Source organism: Prevotella marseillensis (assembly GCF_900625065.1).
In the GTDB taxonomy this organism is placed as follows: Bacteria; Bacteroidota; Bacteroidia; order Bacteroidales; family Bacteroidaceae; genus Prevotella; species Prevotella rara.
Map to the genome: position 1 here is coordinate 2,560,738 of NZ_UYXY01000001.1, position 15,081 is coordinate 2,575,818.

The window sequence follows — 15,081 nt, forward strand, 5'->3', positions numbered from 1 at the left end:
CCGTTTAAAAATACATTTTTTTGGCTTCATCTGTTATTTTATAAAGCTTTCGATTAGAACCTTTAGGTATACGCGATATAAGATTTTTTTCTTCTGACATTATCTTTACACGTTTTCCAATTAACTGTGGTGAAATATCTAACTCTTCTGAAATTTCGCTCGCAAAAGTTCCATCTTTCCGCTTATTTAATTCAAATAAAATAGAATAATCTATTTCTGGCAAGAATAATGAGGGATCGATCTTATTTAGATCTTCTTTTATGTCATTCGCAATATAATCAATTTCCACCTTAGAAGAACATTCAGGGCATTGCATATGAAATCGTTTAAACATTTGTATTTCATCATAGGGATATACTTTACCACATGTTGGATTAGTACATACAATTTGTTTTGTATCTTTTAAGAATTCAATTGTATAGCCCGAAAAATCAAATGGACGTGAAATAAAATATTTTCTATAATTGTTACCTTTAGGCTTTCCCCATCTTAAATTATATTTCATTGCCAATCCATAATTTATAGCAAATATAGAAACTTTTTTTCCATCGCGGTCACTTAATTCTGCATATTTGGTTATAAAGAAATTAAGCTCTAAAGTTGATAAAAATGATTCAAAATCAGGAACGATATAAAAATGACTCGTGAAAGGTTGTGTATTATCATAAATAATACTTGTAAGATCACCAGAAATCATTTTTCTTTTTAGCTCCTTAAGTTTTTCAACATATAACTCTATTAATTTTTTTTGTTGAAGAATAGATATTTTATTTCTATACGCCATTACACTATACGTAGACTTATCAAAAAATGGATAGATATTATTTTCATAATAAGTTTGTGCTGCTACTTCAATAGATTTTTTATTTATTGGACGTTTATAGACTAATTGATTTTGAAAACAATAATATAAAATATATCCAAGTATTCTTGGGATATTCATCGAAGTTTGAAATAACATCTCATAATAAACATCCATTGGCTCATTTTTTGTATCGAAAAAACATTCTATCTGTTCATTACAAAAATAAGCAATTCTATTATTTATTAAACGTTTCGTGAAATCTATAGCCCGTTCTTCCATTGATTCTCTATCAACTTTATATAAGTTGAAAAAATCCAATTCGATTATATCTATTTTTCCTCTATCTATATTACCATAATGTATACGACCTGGATAAACTGCTATCTTGAATTTAATAAATTCATCAGACCAGTTGTTTAGAGGTGCAATCAGAGTATCTATGAAAGTTTTTATTGCAGATTCATCAATTTCAGAAACATCATCTAACATGACTATTAGATGTTTAATTTTTAATGTCTCCAAAATATTTTTGATTTGAATAATAACATCTTTTATCTTAAATACTTTTAAGAATATCTTGGAGAATTCTTCTTCACATTTATTACTATTTGTTTCTTGAAGCTTTTCTTGATTATTTAAAGAAGTTTTAAACTGTGAATTTAAACTTAAGTTAAGCCCACAATTAGAGGAAAAAGTGTCCTCTTCATTTTCAATATGATTATCAACAGTTTTAATTGTAACTTCTTTTAGTATTGGTATTTCTACATCTTTTAAGATTTCATTATTCTCTACTTTTTGCAATAAATCATTAAGTTTTTTATTTACTTCTGTTGTTTTTTGAATTCCCAATATTTTTTTTAATTTATCAAACGAACTACTATATTTTTTATTTATTGCGCCAATAATCTTAATTAAAATTTCTTGAATAAATGTCCTTTGAAGGTTGTATCTATCCAGAACATTTTTTGGTAATCTGTCTTTCAAATAATCAGGAATATCTGAACTTACTCCTGATTCATACACAGTCTTAGCGTCTATGTAACAAGCAATATATTTATTATTAGACTTGTACTCTTCTTCAAGTCTAAGAAAAATAGTAGATTTGCCCGTTCCTTTCCGTCCTACAAGAAAAGTCGTATTATCTTTTAAACACGTCCTTATAATCTGATCATTTGGTAAAGCATCTACATATAATTCTTTTATCAGACTATTACCTTTATTGTCTGTAATTTCTGCACGTCTGTATTTTTTTAAAGAATCAACGGCACTAAAGAAACTATTAATATCATTGTCGTTAAGCATAATTTTATATTTTTATTTTATTAAATATTAATCTTGGTAATAAGGTATCTCTCATTTTCATTAGATTACATATCTGTAACTTATTCTTATCTATTTTTGTAAAGTAAGGTGTTACTATTTCACTAAAATTTGCTGCAAAATTCTTGTTAGTTGGCATTTGGTATTGATTATTATACAATAAAGTTTTGTAATCCAAATTTTTTATTCCAGAACTACCATTCTCTATATTAAAAAATTCGTCTTGTCTATATAGATATTGTAAATAACAATAAACGAAATAAGAATATTTTTTTTCAACTCTCAACAATCTACAGAAATTTGAGAAGATAATAGGATAATCGAACAATCCACATACCTCTTTATTAATATATAATGAACGTCCCGTAGATTGACTCTCAGTCCCGCCAGATATTTCTATTATTATGTCACCATCAAGTGGTTTTATCTTTTCATATTTTGACTTTTTAATGAATCTAAGCGGAGTTTTTGATGGAATACCTGTATTCAATGCCGCAATATCAGTCCCCCGTATACATTTTACTGGTTTTACAAAGTCATCTTGTGAAACTTCTTTTCCCCATTCTCCTCCAATTGTATCTAAAATGTAATCTCCTAAATAACCTTGCTTGACAGAACTCTCAGTATTCTCAATAAACCATTTACGGAAAAGAGTTTCTGCCATTGCTTCAAGAGTTTCGTTCTCACGATGAAGCAAATCTATTTTATCATCTAAAGAACCGAGAATAGAGGCTATGCGCTTTTGTTCTGAGAGCAAAGGTATAGATATATTTAATTCATAAACATGATTTCTGTTTAATGATGGGACTGCACTACCTGTATTAAATTGGGTAAAATCAATCGTTTGTAAAAGATAATAGACAAACTTTTCATCATTTCCATGAAAATCTTTTACGTATAAAACAGTATTATGTGCCCAAAAATTACCTTTATAAAATTTCGGTACACCGATATTACCACTACGTCCTATTGTAATTCCCGGACCTTCTGTAGTATATTGATCATGATATCCGATTATTCCATTTGACCCTGCTACTGGTATTTCACCATTTTTCATTTTTGCTCTCGGCAAATCATATCCTCGCTGAAGTGTTATTATCTCTCCCAACTTATATTCTTTCCACTCACTCATACTCACACAATTAAAATATTATTCCAAGAATCCCAAGAACAGCAGCCACTGCGATAGAAATCCAAGTTAAACGTTGCTGCTTTATGAAACGAATTTCTTCTGCTGATTTAAAATTATTCTTAACCAATGTTCTCAGTTCTTCGTTTACAGAAAAGGCTACGTTAAATATATCTCCGATGTTAAGCTCATTATCAGTAAATTTGCACGGCCAATATTTTTGAGGATTAGAAGCGTCGAACCAATTCTCATTTCGGTCTGCAAGACAGATAACCTCGTTGTCATTAACAGAAATAAAATCCGGCCTAAGCCATTTTGATTTTTTCGCACCGATAACTAAAATATCATCAGTAACAAAAGGAATCATCGTTATGTATTTCTTTTTGATTAAAGTGTCTATAATAGAAAGCAGCCCTGCGACATACCCCAAGCCGTTTCTATCGAACCATTCTTCATAGATATCCTTTCGCAGAAATATGATATTTTTACCACAATGCTGCACTATGCCAATGCCTCTTTTCTCCAGCAACCGGCTCTTATTGAGTACGTCTGCCAAAGACTGGGCTTTGCCGTCGTATTTTACGATAGCCCGTATAAATTCTTTATCTGTCTTGTTTAAGTTCATACACCTTCGTACACAAACTGCATAAAATACAGTTACTATCTATAGCTCCGACAAAAGTCCTTTCGTTTTAAGTTCTTCTTTCACATGTTCTTTCCAAATATCAAGGAACACATTATACCATTCCTTTTCTTCTTTTTTCTGATCATCAGATAAATTAAATGACATATCTATCTTCTTTTCAGTAAGCTGCTTTATACATTTTGTTCCTTGTTCCAGGATAGTATTAGACAATTTAATTGCTATTCCGTTATTAATATAATTAATTGCGAATGCGGACAATGTTGTTCCAGCAAGCCAATATGGTAGTTCATCTTTAGCTTTATTAATTTCAGAAGCGATGTTTGCCCATCCTATTGTCGCAACAATATTATATAATACAGGAGAAGAATTTCCAATACTGGCAATACTTTTAAATACATCGTACGGGTTCGGATATTGTTCTCTATCAACTTTATAAAGACTGTTCATAATTATACCATTCTTATAAACACCAGTTGTTAAGTATTTCTTAATAACTGACTTTTACTATAAGTCATTATCTTTATTCTTTTTTTTAGGTAGCTTTGAAGTATCTTTCAAGATATGTTTATCCTCTTTTGCAACTCTACGTTCTACCTTCTTTATATTCTCTGCCGGTGGAAGATTTTCAGGTTTAATGCCTCTCTCCAACAACATGCCACGGACGCTTGTATTATTTTGAACATGTTCGTTTGTTATAGGTCTCTCGCCTCTTAAATCTTTTTGTTCAACATTGTAATTTGTCATTTCTGTAGCCAGATTCTTTGCAGCAATAGTCAATGTTGGCAAATGGTCTGCAAGAGGCCCACTTTTAACGCCAAGACGATTTTTCATTTGCTCTGTAGTCAGTCCGCCAAACAAAGCCGTATCTCCTTTCGAACGTATTCTGGCAAATCCTTTGTCATCAACTCCCCTTTCATAGATATTTTTACTTAATTGTTTTTCTGAATTTTTTAACCTTTCGCGTGTTTCTAATCGTGATAAGAGCTGTAATCTTTCTTCAATTAGTTCTACTTTACGGGTTTGAACGGCAAAATAACTTTGGGCGAATGCTATTTCTTCTTTTTTGGGATCTCCATTTTGTGCAATCAAATAGCAGGCATATCTTGTCAACATAAAATCGTTGACAGGTCTGTTGGTTCCACTTCCTATAGGTACCATTTTCGTGACCTCACGAAAATGGTCGTCGACATTGACATTCTGAGATTTACAAGATGCGATAGCACGTGAGATAGCCAATGAGAAATTTTCCCATCTAGAATAGCCGAGAACTTTCTGAAGTTCACGAGCATACCATACTTCCATCGTCTCATTATTATCATCTAAAGTTTCCTTTACAATAGAATCAAATAATGATTTATATTGATTTATCTTCTTTATATCCATATCTTTCAGATTTTTATTGATGCCAGATTTTCCATAATAAGTTTATTCAAACGTTCCTCTTCTTTCAGCTGCTCCTCAAACTCAGCCTTCAGTGCTGTGAAGCGTTCTTCAAAGTTGAAATCGTCTTCTTCATCCGGCAAGCCTACATAACGGCCAGGGGTAAGCACATAGTCGAGCTCTGCAACACGTGACAGCGGCACTGACGCACAGAAGCCTGCCTCGTCCTGATACTTGCCTCCTTCTTTACGCCAATTATGATACGTGTCTGAAATCAGCTTAATGTCATCAGCAGAGAACTCACGTGTGCGGCGGTTGATAAGGTGTCCCATATTGCGGGCGTCTATAAACAATATCTCCTGGCTGCGCTCTCGGAACTGTCCGTCAGCATGTCTGTTACGGCTCATGAACCATAGAGAAGCCGGAATCTGAGTGTTGAGAAACAGTTTTGTTGGAAGGTTAACTATGCAATCAACAAGTCCGGCATCAACAAGTGATTTGCGGATGTCGCCCTCGCCGCCTATTTTTGATGTAAGCGCACCCTTAGCCAAGACGAAACCGGCCTGCCCATTAGGTGCAAGATGATAGATGAAATGTTGTATCCATGCAAAGTTTGCACTGCTCACAGGTGGTGTTCCATACTGCCAGCGCCCATCGTTGCGCAGCAGGTCGCCGCTCCAGTCGCTGTCATTGAAAGGCGGGTTTGCCAAGACATAATCTACTTTTACGTCGCGGTGGGCGTCGTTAAGGAACGAGCCTTCGGTGTTCCATTTCACTTGTGATGAGTCTATGCCGCGTATGGCAAGATTCATCTTGCACAATCGCCATGTTGTCTGGTTGCTCTCCTGTCCGTAGATAGATATATCATCAACCAAGCCCTGATGCTCCTTGACAAACTTCTCGCTCTGCACAAACATTCCGCCAGAACCGCAACAGGGGTCGAGAACACGGCCCTTATAAGGTTCAAGCATATTGACAAGCAGCTCCACAACGCATCGCGGAGTATAGAACTGTCCGCCCTTCTTGCCTTCAGCCAGCGCAAATTCGCCAAGGAAATATTCAAACACATGTCCCAGCAGGTCGGCGCTGTTGGTAGATGCGTTGAGAGTGCAGTTGCCGACCAAATCTATAAGTTCGCCCAAACTGGTAGGGTCAAGATTAGGACGGGCAAAAACTTTTGGCAAAACACCTTTTAGTGACGGGTTGTCTTTTTCTATTGCATCCATAGCCCCGTCGATAATCTTACCTATCATCGGGTCCTTAGCCTTTGACACCAACGTGCTCCAACGGGCTTCAGCAGGAACATAAAACACATTTTCGGCCTTATACTCCTCACGGTCTTCAGGGTCGGCACCAAGACTCACCTCATCTTTCAGCCTGTTATATAAATCTTCGAACGAAACAGAAATATATCGCAAGAATATTAATCCCAGCACAACATGCTTATACTCAGCAGCATCAACACTCTTACGCAATTTGTCTGCTGCTTTCCAAAGCTGTTTTTCCAAAGGTTCGTTAACTGTTTGTTTTTTCTTTGCCATAGCATCTAATTTATTGTTTTGCGATGTCGCACACCTTTAATGAATGCAGAATAATGCAGCAACTTTATCAAGATACAACATATCCAACTAATGATGCACAACTATAAACACGACTGACCATCTTTTATGTCTTTACTATCAGTCATATTTACTTTTACTTATTCAACAACACTGAAACAGACAGGACAATGTTTCTACTGGTCTGTTGTCTGATTGAATTTATCGCAAAGTTATCTTTTTTATTCTGAATGGTAAAATATTTCATAAAAATTATTTTTTAACATATTCAAAACGCATCAAAAATAGCTTTAAACAGACTATTTAGCGCATTTATGCCATTACTTTATAGCATAGAAACCTTATTTCATAATAATAGAGCAAGGCGGATCTCTATAGATGTATTCGACGTTATGGAACAATACGTCTATATTTGCCTACAATAAAAATAAAAAATCTGTTTACGGCTCCCCCAGCGCCTCAACAATCTCTTTTACCTCGGCAGGTGTCCATGTGCGCGACTTGCCGCTGCCTAACGTCTCGAGACGGGCGGTGAGGCCGGGACTTAGGGCTATCCACTGACGGAGCTTGCGGTAGGCGGCACCGGGAGTCAGTGTGGGACAATAAAGCTGGGCTAGTTCTGTGCGGCCATAGGCGCGAATCCTGAATTCAATCTGTGTCTGTGTATCTTTCATGATATTTATGTTTTTGTTTGTTATCCTTATTTATTTTGCTTACGCCGTCCTGCTTAATCATAAAGCAACTTTTACTGACATTATATATTATACAGCCGGGCACTTATCTGACGCAAAGATAATGCAAATCGAGAGCAGAAGCATCAAGCTAGCTTGAATGTTATGCCGAGATGCAGCTTATCTTGTACAAAGATAACGCAAATCGAGAGCAGAAACATCAAGCTTGCTTGAATGTTATGCCGAGATGCAGATTATCTTATGCAAAGATAACACATCTTGAAAGAGAATGCAAATTTTAACACGCTAGACATCACGCTAGATGTTTACAACAAACTGATTTTCAAATCATTACAAAGCCAGTAAATCAGCACAATGTAAAGATTTAAGAACATTGACATGGTGAGTCAGCTAAGATCAAATCAAATTTGGCGACATCAAAAAGTAGAATAAATTTTGACAAGTCCAAAAAACTGTAAGGAAAATCGTGGATTGTGATTAACATAAACGCAAAAAGAATACAGATTAAGGAATAACTGTAAGCAAAATCATGCGTATTGGTTTCAAATCATTAACCTATCGTTTACGGGTCGTAAATGGCCCACTTTTGATGCAAAAGTGGGCCGTTTTTTAATCGTAAATCAATGTGTTTTCTGACGAAAGTGAAAAAAGAAAAACAAAAAGTGAAAAATCCAATTGCTGAACTACTTTATTGCAACAAGGCATTTGACTTTAACTCCCGTCTCGTGAAAGTGAAAAAAGAAAAATGAAAAGTGAAAAATCTAATTGCTAAACTACTTTATTGCAACAAGGCATTTGACTTTAACTCCTAGCCAACTTGTTGGCGATAACTACTCTAACTCCTTTAACTCCCCTCTTACAAAAAATTGCAGCACTGTTTTACGGCAAACAAAAAAGGGCGGCCGAGAATGTCGGCTGCCCTAGGATGAAGCATTTATTACTATAATGATTAACCATAAATCCACATTAAGCCTAAATCTCGGCGAACGCCTTTTTGAGACGCTCTATGAAATCGTCGGCCATGGATTTGGTGAAGCACAGGGGCGGAAGAAGACGGAGAATGTTTGTTGAGGCACAGCCCGTGAAGCAGTGCTGTGTGTAAACAAGATTCTGACGCAGCGCCTTGTGAGACATGTCGAGGTCGATGCCTATCATGAGGCCGCGGCCACGCACCTCCTTGATGTGAGGCTCCTCGGCCTGAAGTTCCTTCAGTTTAGCCATGAGATATTCGCCTGCCTCATGCGCATTGTCTACAAGATGCTCGCTCTCAATAACGTCGAGCACGGCAAGAGCTGCTGCACATGCCAGATGGTTGCCGCCAAATGTTGTTCCGAGCTGTCCGTATTCAGGCTTGAAGTCGGGCGAGATAAGTACGGCACCCATGGGGAAGCCGTTGCCGATGCCTTTGGCTACGGTGATGATGTCGGGACGTATGCCGATCCACTGATGAGCAAAGAACTTGCCCGAACGGCCGTAGCCGCACTGTATCTCGTCGCATATCAGTACGGCACCATACTTGCGGCATGCAGCCTGAAGTCCCTTGGCAAACTCCTCTGTGGCAAGCTTTATGCCGCCCACACCCTGTATGCACTCTATGATGCAGGCGCAGACGTCGCCCTTAGCCAGTTCGCGCTCCCATGCCTCAAGGTCGTTAAGAGGCAGATAAGTTACGTGATTGTTGGCATTGATGGGTGCGATAATCTTAGGATTGTCTGTCGCTTCAACGGCAAGCGAGGTGCGTCCGTGGAACGCCTTTGAGGCAGACAGCACGCGCGTGCGTCCCGTCTTAAACGAAGCCAGCTTCAGCGCGTTCTCGTTAGCCTCGGCTCCGCTGTTGATCAGGAACAGCTGATAGTCGCCGTAGCCACACGCCTTGCCAATTCTTTCAGCAAGCTGACGCTGAAGGTCGTTGACAACAGAGTTGCTGTAAAATCCGAGAGCGTTGAGCTGCTCTGTGAGTTTCTCTACATAATGCGGATGGCAGTGGCCAATGCTTATAACGGCATGACCGCCGTAAAGGTCGAGATACTCCTGTCCCTTGTCGTCCCAAACAGAACAGCCACGACCTTTTACTATGTTAATGTCGAATAATGGATAAACGTCGAATAAAGTCATTTTATTTAAGTTAAGAGTGAAGAACGAAGAGTGAAGAATTCAATTGCTTTGTTATGATTGATTCACCTCGTTTTTTCACCATATCATTTATTATTTCTTTGTTTTGCCGTTTTTACTGATGCCACCAATATGGCAGTCAGTTCGTTACAGTCTTGCAACATACTTTCGGCTTCCTTGTCATTGATAAAATCAGTATCTCTAAGAAGATTCAACCAATAAAAAGTTTCATTACATTCTTTCAATGCTACTGACAGCTTATTTATGAAGTCAGAAGAACTTTGAGCGAATTCAGCTTCCCTTACCAACGCTCCTATGGCAGTACCAGAGCGAAGCACCTGGTTGGTAAGCGCATATTCCTTGGCAGAACATTTGATATACTTCACCATATTGACTATCCGTATCGAAAATTCATAACTTTTCCGATGTAAAGGTGAATCGCTGCGGTTATATTCGTTTATTATTTTAGTTCCCATGCCATTATATAAATTATACAATTGAATTCTTCACTCTTCGTTCTTCACTCTTCACTTAAAAAGCCGTTGGTTTTAATCTTAGTCCTTCTGTATCGTCAATGCCGAACATGATGTTCATGTTCTGAACGGCCTGGCCTACGGCACCTTTAAGGAGATTGTCTATGCATGAAGTGATGAGAAGCTTGTTGCCGAATTTATCGCAGTGAACGAGGCACTTGTTGGTGTTTACTACCTGCTTCAGGTCGATGGCCTTGTCGACATAATGAGTGAAGGGGGCGTCCTTGTAGAACGACTTGTAGCCCTCTATTATCTCATCAGCCGGAGCGTCGGTCTTCACTACGCAAGTGGCGAAGATGCCGCGGGCGAAATCACCGCGATAAGGGATGAAGTCGATGTCGGCATCGAGCGAGCCTTGCACCTGCGTGAGGCTCTGCCTAATCTCAGGCACGTGCTGATGACTGAACGCCTTGTAGATGCTCAGGTTGTTGTTGCGCCAGCTGAAATGCGTTGTCGCGCCGGGCTTCTGTCCTGCACCCGTGCTGCCCGTAATGGCATTAACAGCCACGTCGTCGTTGATAAGTTTCATGGCGGCAGCAGGCAACAGACCGAGCTGTATGCAGGTGGCAAAGCATCCGGGGTTAGCCACGTGCATGGCGTTGGCTATCTTGTCGTGGTTTATTTCGGGCAGACCATAGACATAGTCGTTGCCCGGCTCTGCCAGACGGAAGTCCTGCGCAAGGTCTATTATCTTGACGTTGGCCGGTATGTCGTGTTCCTGAAGGAACTGACGGCTCTTGCCGTGACCGAAACAGAAGAACACAACATCCACCTTATCAAACGGCATATCCGACGTGAAGCACATATCCGTGTCGCCGTAAAGTCCTTCGTGAACATCAGTAACAGGATTGCCTGCGTTGCTCTCGCTGTTGGCAAACACAATCTCTGCCTGCGGATGATTTATCAATAATCTTATAAGTTCGCCGCCGGTATATCCGGCGGCACCAAGTATTCCGATTTTTATCATTTTAAAGTAGTTAAAGGAGTTAGAGGAGTTATCGCCAACAAGTTGGCTAGGAGTTAAAGTCATATGCCTTGTTGCTATAAATAAAGAGCCAACAATCTGTGAAGCTAAATTCAATTTGCCTACTTCCTATTTTTTATTAATAGGTATGAGTTTCGGATCACAGATCCTGATACTTTATACTGTCGGATTACAAATCCGACAGAACAATAGCTTTGTAGTTTTATTGTCGTTATAGAGCAACTCAGCATTTGAATTGTTCACTTTTCACTCTATCTAAATTCACTCAACCCTGATCATTGCAGTTTTCAAGGAAGTATATTTTTTTCTCGTGGAACGATAAGCCAAAAGACGAGATAAAGAATGAAACCTGTGCCATAACTCACCATTACGGCCAAAGCCCATAATATACGTACAATGGTAGAATCTATTCCGAAATAGTCGGCCAAGCCGCCACATACGCCCGCAATCTTACGGTCTTTATCCGACAAATATAATTTTCGGCCCATCATAGCATTATCTTTCCTCGTCCTCGTGTATTCCGTAATAAACTCTCAATGGCGTGCTCAGTACCTTGATGAAGCCCTTGGCCTCTTCGGCTGTCCAGCCGTGCTGCATCTCGCCGTACTCGCCTAACTTTGACTTGAGCAGATCGTCGGGCGAATCAACACCTACACACTCGAAACCTAACGGACGGAGCTTCAGTATGGCCGTACCGTTTACGTTGCGCTGACTGCTGGTGAGCATAGCCTCGATGTCGGGCATTACAGGCTCAAGATACTGACTCTCGTGCAGGAACATTCCGTACCAGTTGCCCACCTGGTCTTTCCAATACTGCTGCCATTTGCTCAACGTATATTTCTCGAGCATGCGGTGAGCCTCTATTATCAGTTTCGGAGCGGCAGCCTCAAAGCCTACACGGCCCTTTATGCCGATGATAGTGTCGCCAACGTTGCAGTCGCGGCCTATACCGTAAGCCGCACCTATCTCCTCAATCTTCTGTATTGCCTTAACCTTGTCGTCGTATTTCTCACCATTGACGGCAACTATTTCTCCCTTCTTGAACTCTATGCGCAGCTCGCTCTCGTCGTTGCGTGTAACGTGCTTCAGGTAAGCTTCCTCGGGCAGTCCTTTTGCAGAGTCGAGAATCTCGCCGCCACAGATACTCGTGCCCCAGATGCCAACATTGTAAGAGTATTTAAGTTTGGTGAAGTCGGCAAAGAATCCATGAGCGTTAAGATAGTCGACTTCCTCCTTACGCGAGAGGGCATGGTCGCGTGTAAGCGTGATAATCTCAACGCCAGGAGCCATGACGAGGAACGTCATGTCGAAACGTATCTGGTCGTTGCCCGCTCCCGTTGAACCGTGAGCAATGGCGTCGGCACCAATCTGCTTTGCGTAGCGTGCAATGGCAATGGCCTGGAAAATGCGCTCTGACGACACTGAAATTGGATAACAGTTGTTGCGGAGCACATTGCCAAAAATCATATATTTCAGACTTTTCTCATAATATTCGTGTGTAACGTCGAGCGTGACATACTCCTTTGCGCCCAGCTTATAGGCGTTTTCCTCGTTCTGCTTGAGCTGCTCGTCGCTGAATCCGCCAGTATTGGCGCATGCAGCATAGACTTCATAGCCCATGTCGTGCGATAGTTTCATCACTGTGTAAGAGGTGTCGAGTCCACCTGAGAATGCCACAACTACTTTTTTCTTGTCTGCCATAACAAATATGTTTTTTAATCAGTTTCCAATTCTTTTAATTCTCTCAATAACGTTTGCGGGCAACTCTATCGGAGTTTTGTCGCCCTCATGCTCGGCCGGGTCATAAAGCATGCCGGTGCAGATGCAGTAGCGGCGGCCCGTGCGCTTCAGCACGTCTACGTTGATGCAGCCCTCGCATCCGCGCCAGAATGCCTCGTCGTCTGTAAGGTCGGCAAAGGTTACGGGCAGATAGCCCAGCTGCGTGTTCATGCGCATCACGGCCGAACCGCTCGTCAAGCTGAATATCTTTGCCTTAGGCCAGCGTGTGCGGGCCAGCGTGAAGGTCATGTCCTTTATGCGCTTCGACACGCCCATGCCTCTGTAGTCGGGATGAACGATAAGTCCCGAAGTGGTTACATAATGTTTGTTGCCCCATGTCTCAATATAGCTGAAGCCGACAAACCTTCCGTCACACAGGGCTATAACGGCCTTGGTTTCTCTCATCTTGGTTGCCAGATACTCATGGCTACGGCTGGCAATACCCGTTCCGCGCACCTTGGCGGCTGCCGCCATTGTATCGAGAATGGTGTCAACATATTTCTCATGTGACGCATCAGCCACCATTACTTCAATTTCTTTCATCATTGTAACGTTTCTGCCGTAAAGGACGTCAAGTCCCTGCCCGAACCAAATGAGGCACGGGAAAGACCGGACGAAACCGGCATTGATACATTGTTTATATTAAAAAGTTTCTGTTATTTATTATCTATTGCCACCTTTATTTTATGTCAGGAATGACGTTGCGCAGCTCGGCCACAATGTCTCCGTGCCTCACACCGTCCTTTATGACAATAAAAATAGTGTCATCGCCGGCAATAGTGCCCAATATCAATGGTATGCCACTGTTGTCGATGTTGTAAGCCAGACTGCTGGCATAGCCCGGACGTGTCCTTATAACGCCCATGTTGCCAGAAAAGTTGATAGACATAAATCCAGACGTAAGCAGCATCTCGGCAGCCGTCTTAGGGCTCGACACGCGCTTATACATCGTCTCGTTGGGCAGCACATAGAAGTATTTGCCGCTCAAACTTGTAGCCTTTGCCACCTTAAGCTGTTTCATGTCGCGGCTCAACGTGGCCTGCGTAACCTTGTAGCCTTCTTTCTCAAGAGCCTTGAGCACCTCGTCCTGACAACAAAGCTCCTGGCTTGAGATAAGCATACGCAAAGTCTGTAATCTACCGTTCTTTGATTTCATTTGCCTGTATATTTATTCATTTATGTTTGCAAATATACAATCATTCACGTATATATACAAACATTTTTGTATAAAAATACGTCAACAGAACTATTTTTCACATATTTCTGAATATATATTCAACAAAAAAGCAGGATGCACAACTGCATCCTGCTTCAACACTTATAATTTGCACCGTCAAAAGGCGCAACTGATGAATCTTTTATTCTCTGCTGTTTCCGAATATCCTGAGCAGATAAAGGAAGAGGTTGATAAAGTCGAGATAGAGCGAAAGCGAGCCTAAGAGGGCTATCTTTTGTGTCTCCTCGTTAACATCGTCTGCCATAATAAGCATCTGCTTTATCTTCTGAGTGTCGTAGGCTGTAAGACCGACAAAGATCAGTACGCCGACGTAGCTAAGTATAAGACTGAAGCCGCCGCTCTTAAGCAGGAAGGCGTTGACCACAGTGGCGATGATCAGACCGATAAGGGCCATCATAAGTATCTTGCCCAATGAAGACAGGTCGGCCTTGGTGAAATAGCCTATGGCTGCCATAACGGCAAACGTGCCGGCCGTGATAAAGAATACGCTGGCAATAGACTGCATTGTATATACGAGCAGAATAAGCGACAGCGTGGCTCCGTTGAGGGCAGAATAAAGGATAAACAGCAGTGTGGCTGTGGTGAGCGACAGGCGGTTGATGCGTGCCGAAACAGTCCATACCAAAGCCAGCTCGGCTATGAACAAGCCCCAGAACAGCAGTTTGTTAGACACCAGGGCTGTTATTATGCCGGGACTTGAAGCCACGCCATAAGCCACAAAGCCTGTTATGACAAGGGCCAAAGTCATCCACACGTAAACCTTGCGCATAAGCGACGGGAATGCTACCGACGCGATGTTTTCTTTCTCGCGTATGAGATCATACAATCTTTCTTCGTTCATTTTTTCTTTTCGGTTTTGTTGTTTTTATGATTTCTTTTTTATCTCCTAACTTTTAAATGCCCG

General features: G+C 40.6%; 15 protein-coding genes. All 15 read right to left on the reverse strand.

Annotated elements, in window-relative coordinates; translation table 11 throughout:
- Nucleotides 1–4: 4 nt before the first annotated feature.
- The 15 genes from EJL04_RS10355 to EJL04_RS10425 all read right to left on the reverse strand — a co-directional run bounded on the left by EJL04_RS10355 (nt 5) and on the right by EJL04_RS10425 (nt 15,018).
- Nucleotides 5–2,107, reverse strand: a complete 2,103-nt coding sequence (locus EJL04_RS10355; RefSeq protein WP_206429377.1) for a winged helix-turn-helix domain-containing protein — start codon at nt 2,105–2,107, stop codon at nt 5–7.
- A 4-nt stretch (nt 2,108–2,111) separates the two neighbouring features.
- Entirely contained in the window at nt 2,112–3,257 is a 1,146-nt protein-coding gene (locus EJL04_RS10360; RefSeq protein ID WP_125104877.1) for a restriction endonuclease subunit S, read from the reverse strand.
- Between the two features lie 10 nt (nt 3,258–3,267).
- A complete protein-coding gene (locus EJL04_RS10365; RefSeq protein ID WP_125104878.1) occupies nt 3,268–3,879 on the reverse strand; it encodes a hypothetical protein in 612 nt (203 codons plus the stop codon).
- A 39-nt stretch (nt 3,880–3,918) separates the two neighbouring features.
- Nucleotides 3,919–4,347 carry a hypothetical protein gene (locus tag EJL04_RS10370; RefSeq protein ID WP_125104879.1) on the reverse strand — a complete coding sequence of 143 codons (429 nt, stop codon included), beginning with the start codon at nt 4,345–4,347 and terminating at the stop codon, nt 3,919–3,921.
- Nucleotides 4,348–4,404: 57 nt separating this feature from the next.
- Entirely contained in the window at nt 4,405–5,283 is an 879-nt protein-coding gene (gene dinD / locus EJL04_RS10375; RefSeq protein WP_125104880.1) for a DNA damage-inducible protein D, read from the reverse strand.
- A 5-nt stretch (nt 5,284–5,288) separates the two neighbouring features.
- Nucleotides 5,289–6,821, reverse strand: coding sequence for a type I restriction-modification system subunit M (locus tag EJL04_RS10380; RefSeq protein WP_125104881.1), 1,533 nt, complete (start codon nt 6,819–6,821; stop codon nt 5,289–5,291).
- 458 nt (nt 6,822–7,279) lie between these two features.
- Nucleotides 7,280–7,513: a DUF4248 domain-containing protein gene (locus EJL04_RS10385; protein WP_021855432.1), complete on the reverse strand. Its 234-nt coding sequence runs from the start codon at nt 7,511–7,513 to the stop codon at nt 7,280–7,282.
- Nucleotides 7,514–8,503: 990 nt separating this feature from the next.
- A complete protein-coding gene (locus EJL04_RS10390) occupies nt 8,504–9,646 on the reverse strand; it encodes an aspartate aminotransferase family protein (protein ID WP_125104882.1) in 1,143 nt (380 codons plus the stop codon).
- A gap of 83 nt (nt 9,647–9,729) precedes the next feature.
- Nucleotides 9,730–10,119, reverse strand: coding sequence for a four helix bundle protein (locus EJL04_RS10395; protein WP_125104883.1), 390 nt, complete (start codon nt 10,117–10,119; stop codon nt 9,730–9,732).
- A gap of 55 nt (nt 10,120–10,174) precedes the next feature.
- Complete coding sequence (gene argC / locus EJL04_RS10400) at nt 10,175–11,143, reverse strand: N-acetyl-gamma-glutamyl-phosphate reductase (RefSeq protein WP_125104884.1); 969 nt, start codon at nt 11,141–11,143, stop codon at nt 10,175–10,177.
- A gap of 305 nt (nt 11,144–11,448) precedes the next feature.
- The gene (locus EJL04_RS10405; RefSeq protein WP_277595976.1) at nt 11,449–11,652 is read right to left on the reverse strand and encodes a PspC domain-containing protein; all 204 of its coding nucleotides are present in this window, start codon (nt 11,650–11,652) and stop codon (nt 11,449–11,451) included.
- Between the two features lie 4 nt (nt 11,653–11,656).
- Complete coding sequence (locus EJL04_RS10410) at nt 11,657–12,862, reverse strand: argininosuccinate synthase (protein ID WP_125104885.1); 1,206 nt, start codon at nt 12,860–12,862, stop codon at nt 11,657–11,659.
- Between the two features lie 18 nt (nt 12,863–12,880).
- Nucleotides 12,881–13,483 carry a GNAT family N-acetyltransferase gene (locus EJL04_RS10415; RefSeq protein WP_125105346.1) on the reverse strand — a complete coding sequence of 201 codons (603 nt, stop codon included), beginning with the start codon at nt 13,481–13,483 and terminating at the stop codon, nt 12,881–12,883.
- A gap of 136 nt (nt 13,484–13,619) precedes the next feature.
- The gene (locus tag EJL04_RS10420; protein ID WP_021855425.1) at nt 13,620–14,096 is read right to left on the reverse strand and encodes an arginine repressor; all 477 of its coding nucleotides are present in this window, start codon (nt 14,094–14,096) and stop codon (nt 13,620–13,622) included.
- A gap of 202 nt (nt 14,097–14,298) precedes the next feature.
- Nucleotides 14,299–15,018 carry a Bax inhibitor-1/YccA family protein gene (locus EJL04_RS10425; protein WP_021855424.1) on the reverse strand — a complete coding sequence of 240 codons (720 nt, stop codon included), beginning with the start codon at nt 15,016–15,018 and terminating at the stop codon, nt 14,299–14,301.
- Nucleotides 15,019–15,081 lie beyond the last annotated feature (63 nt).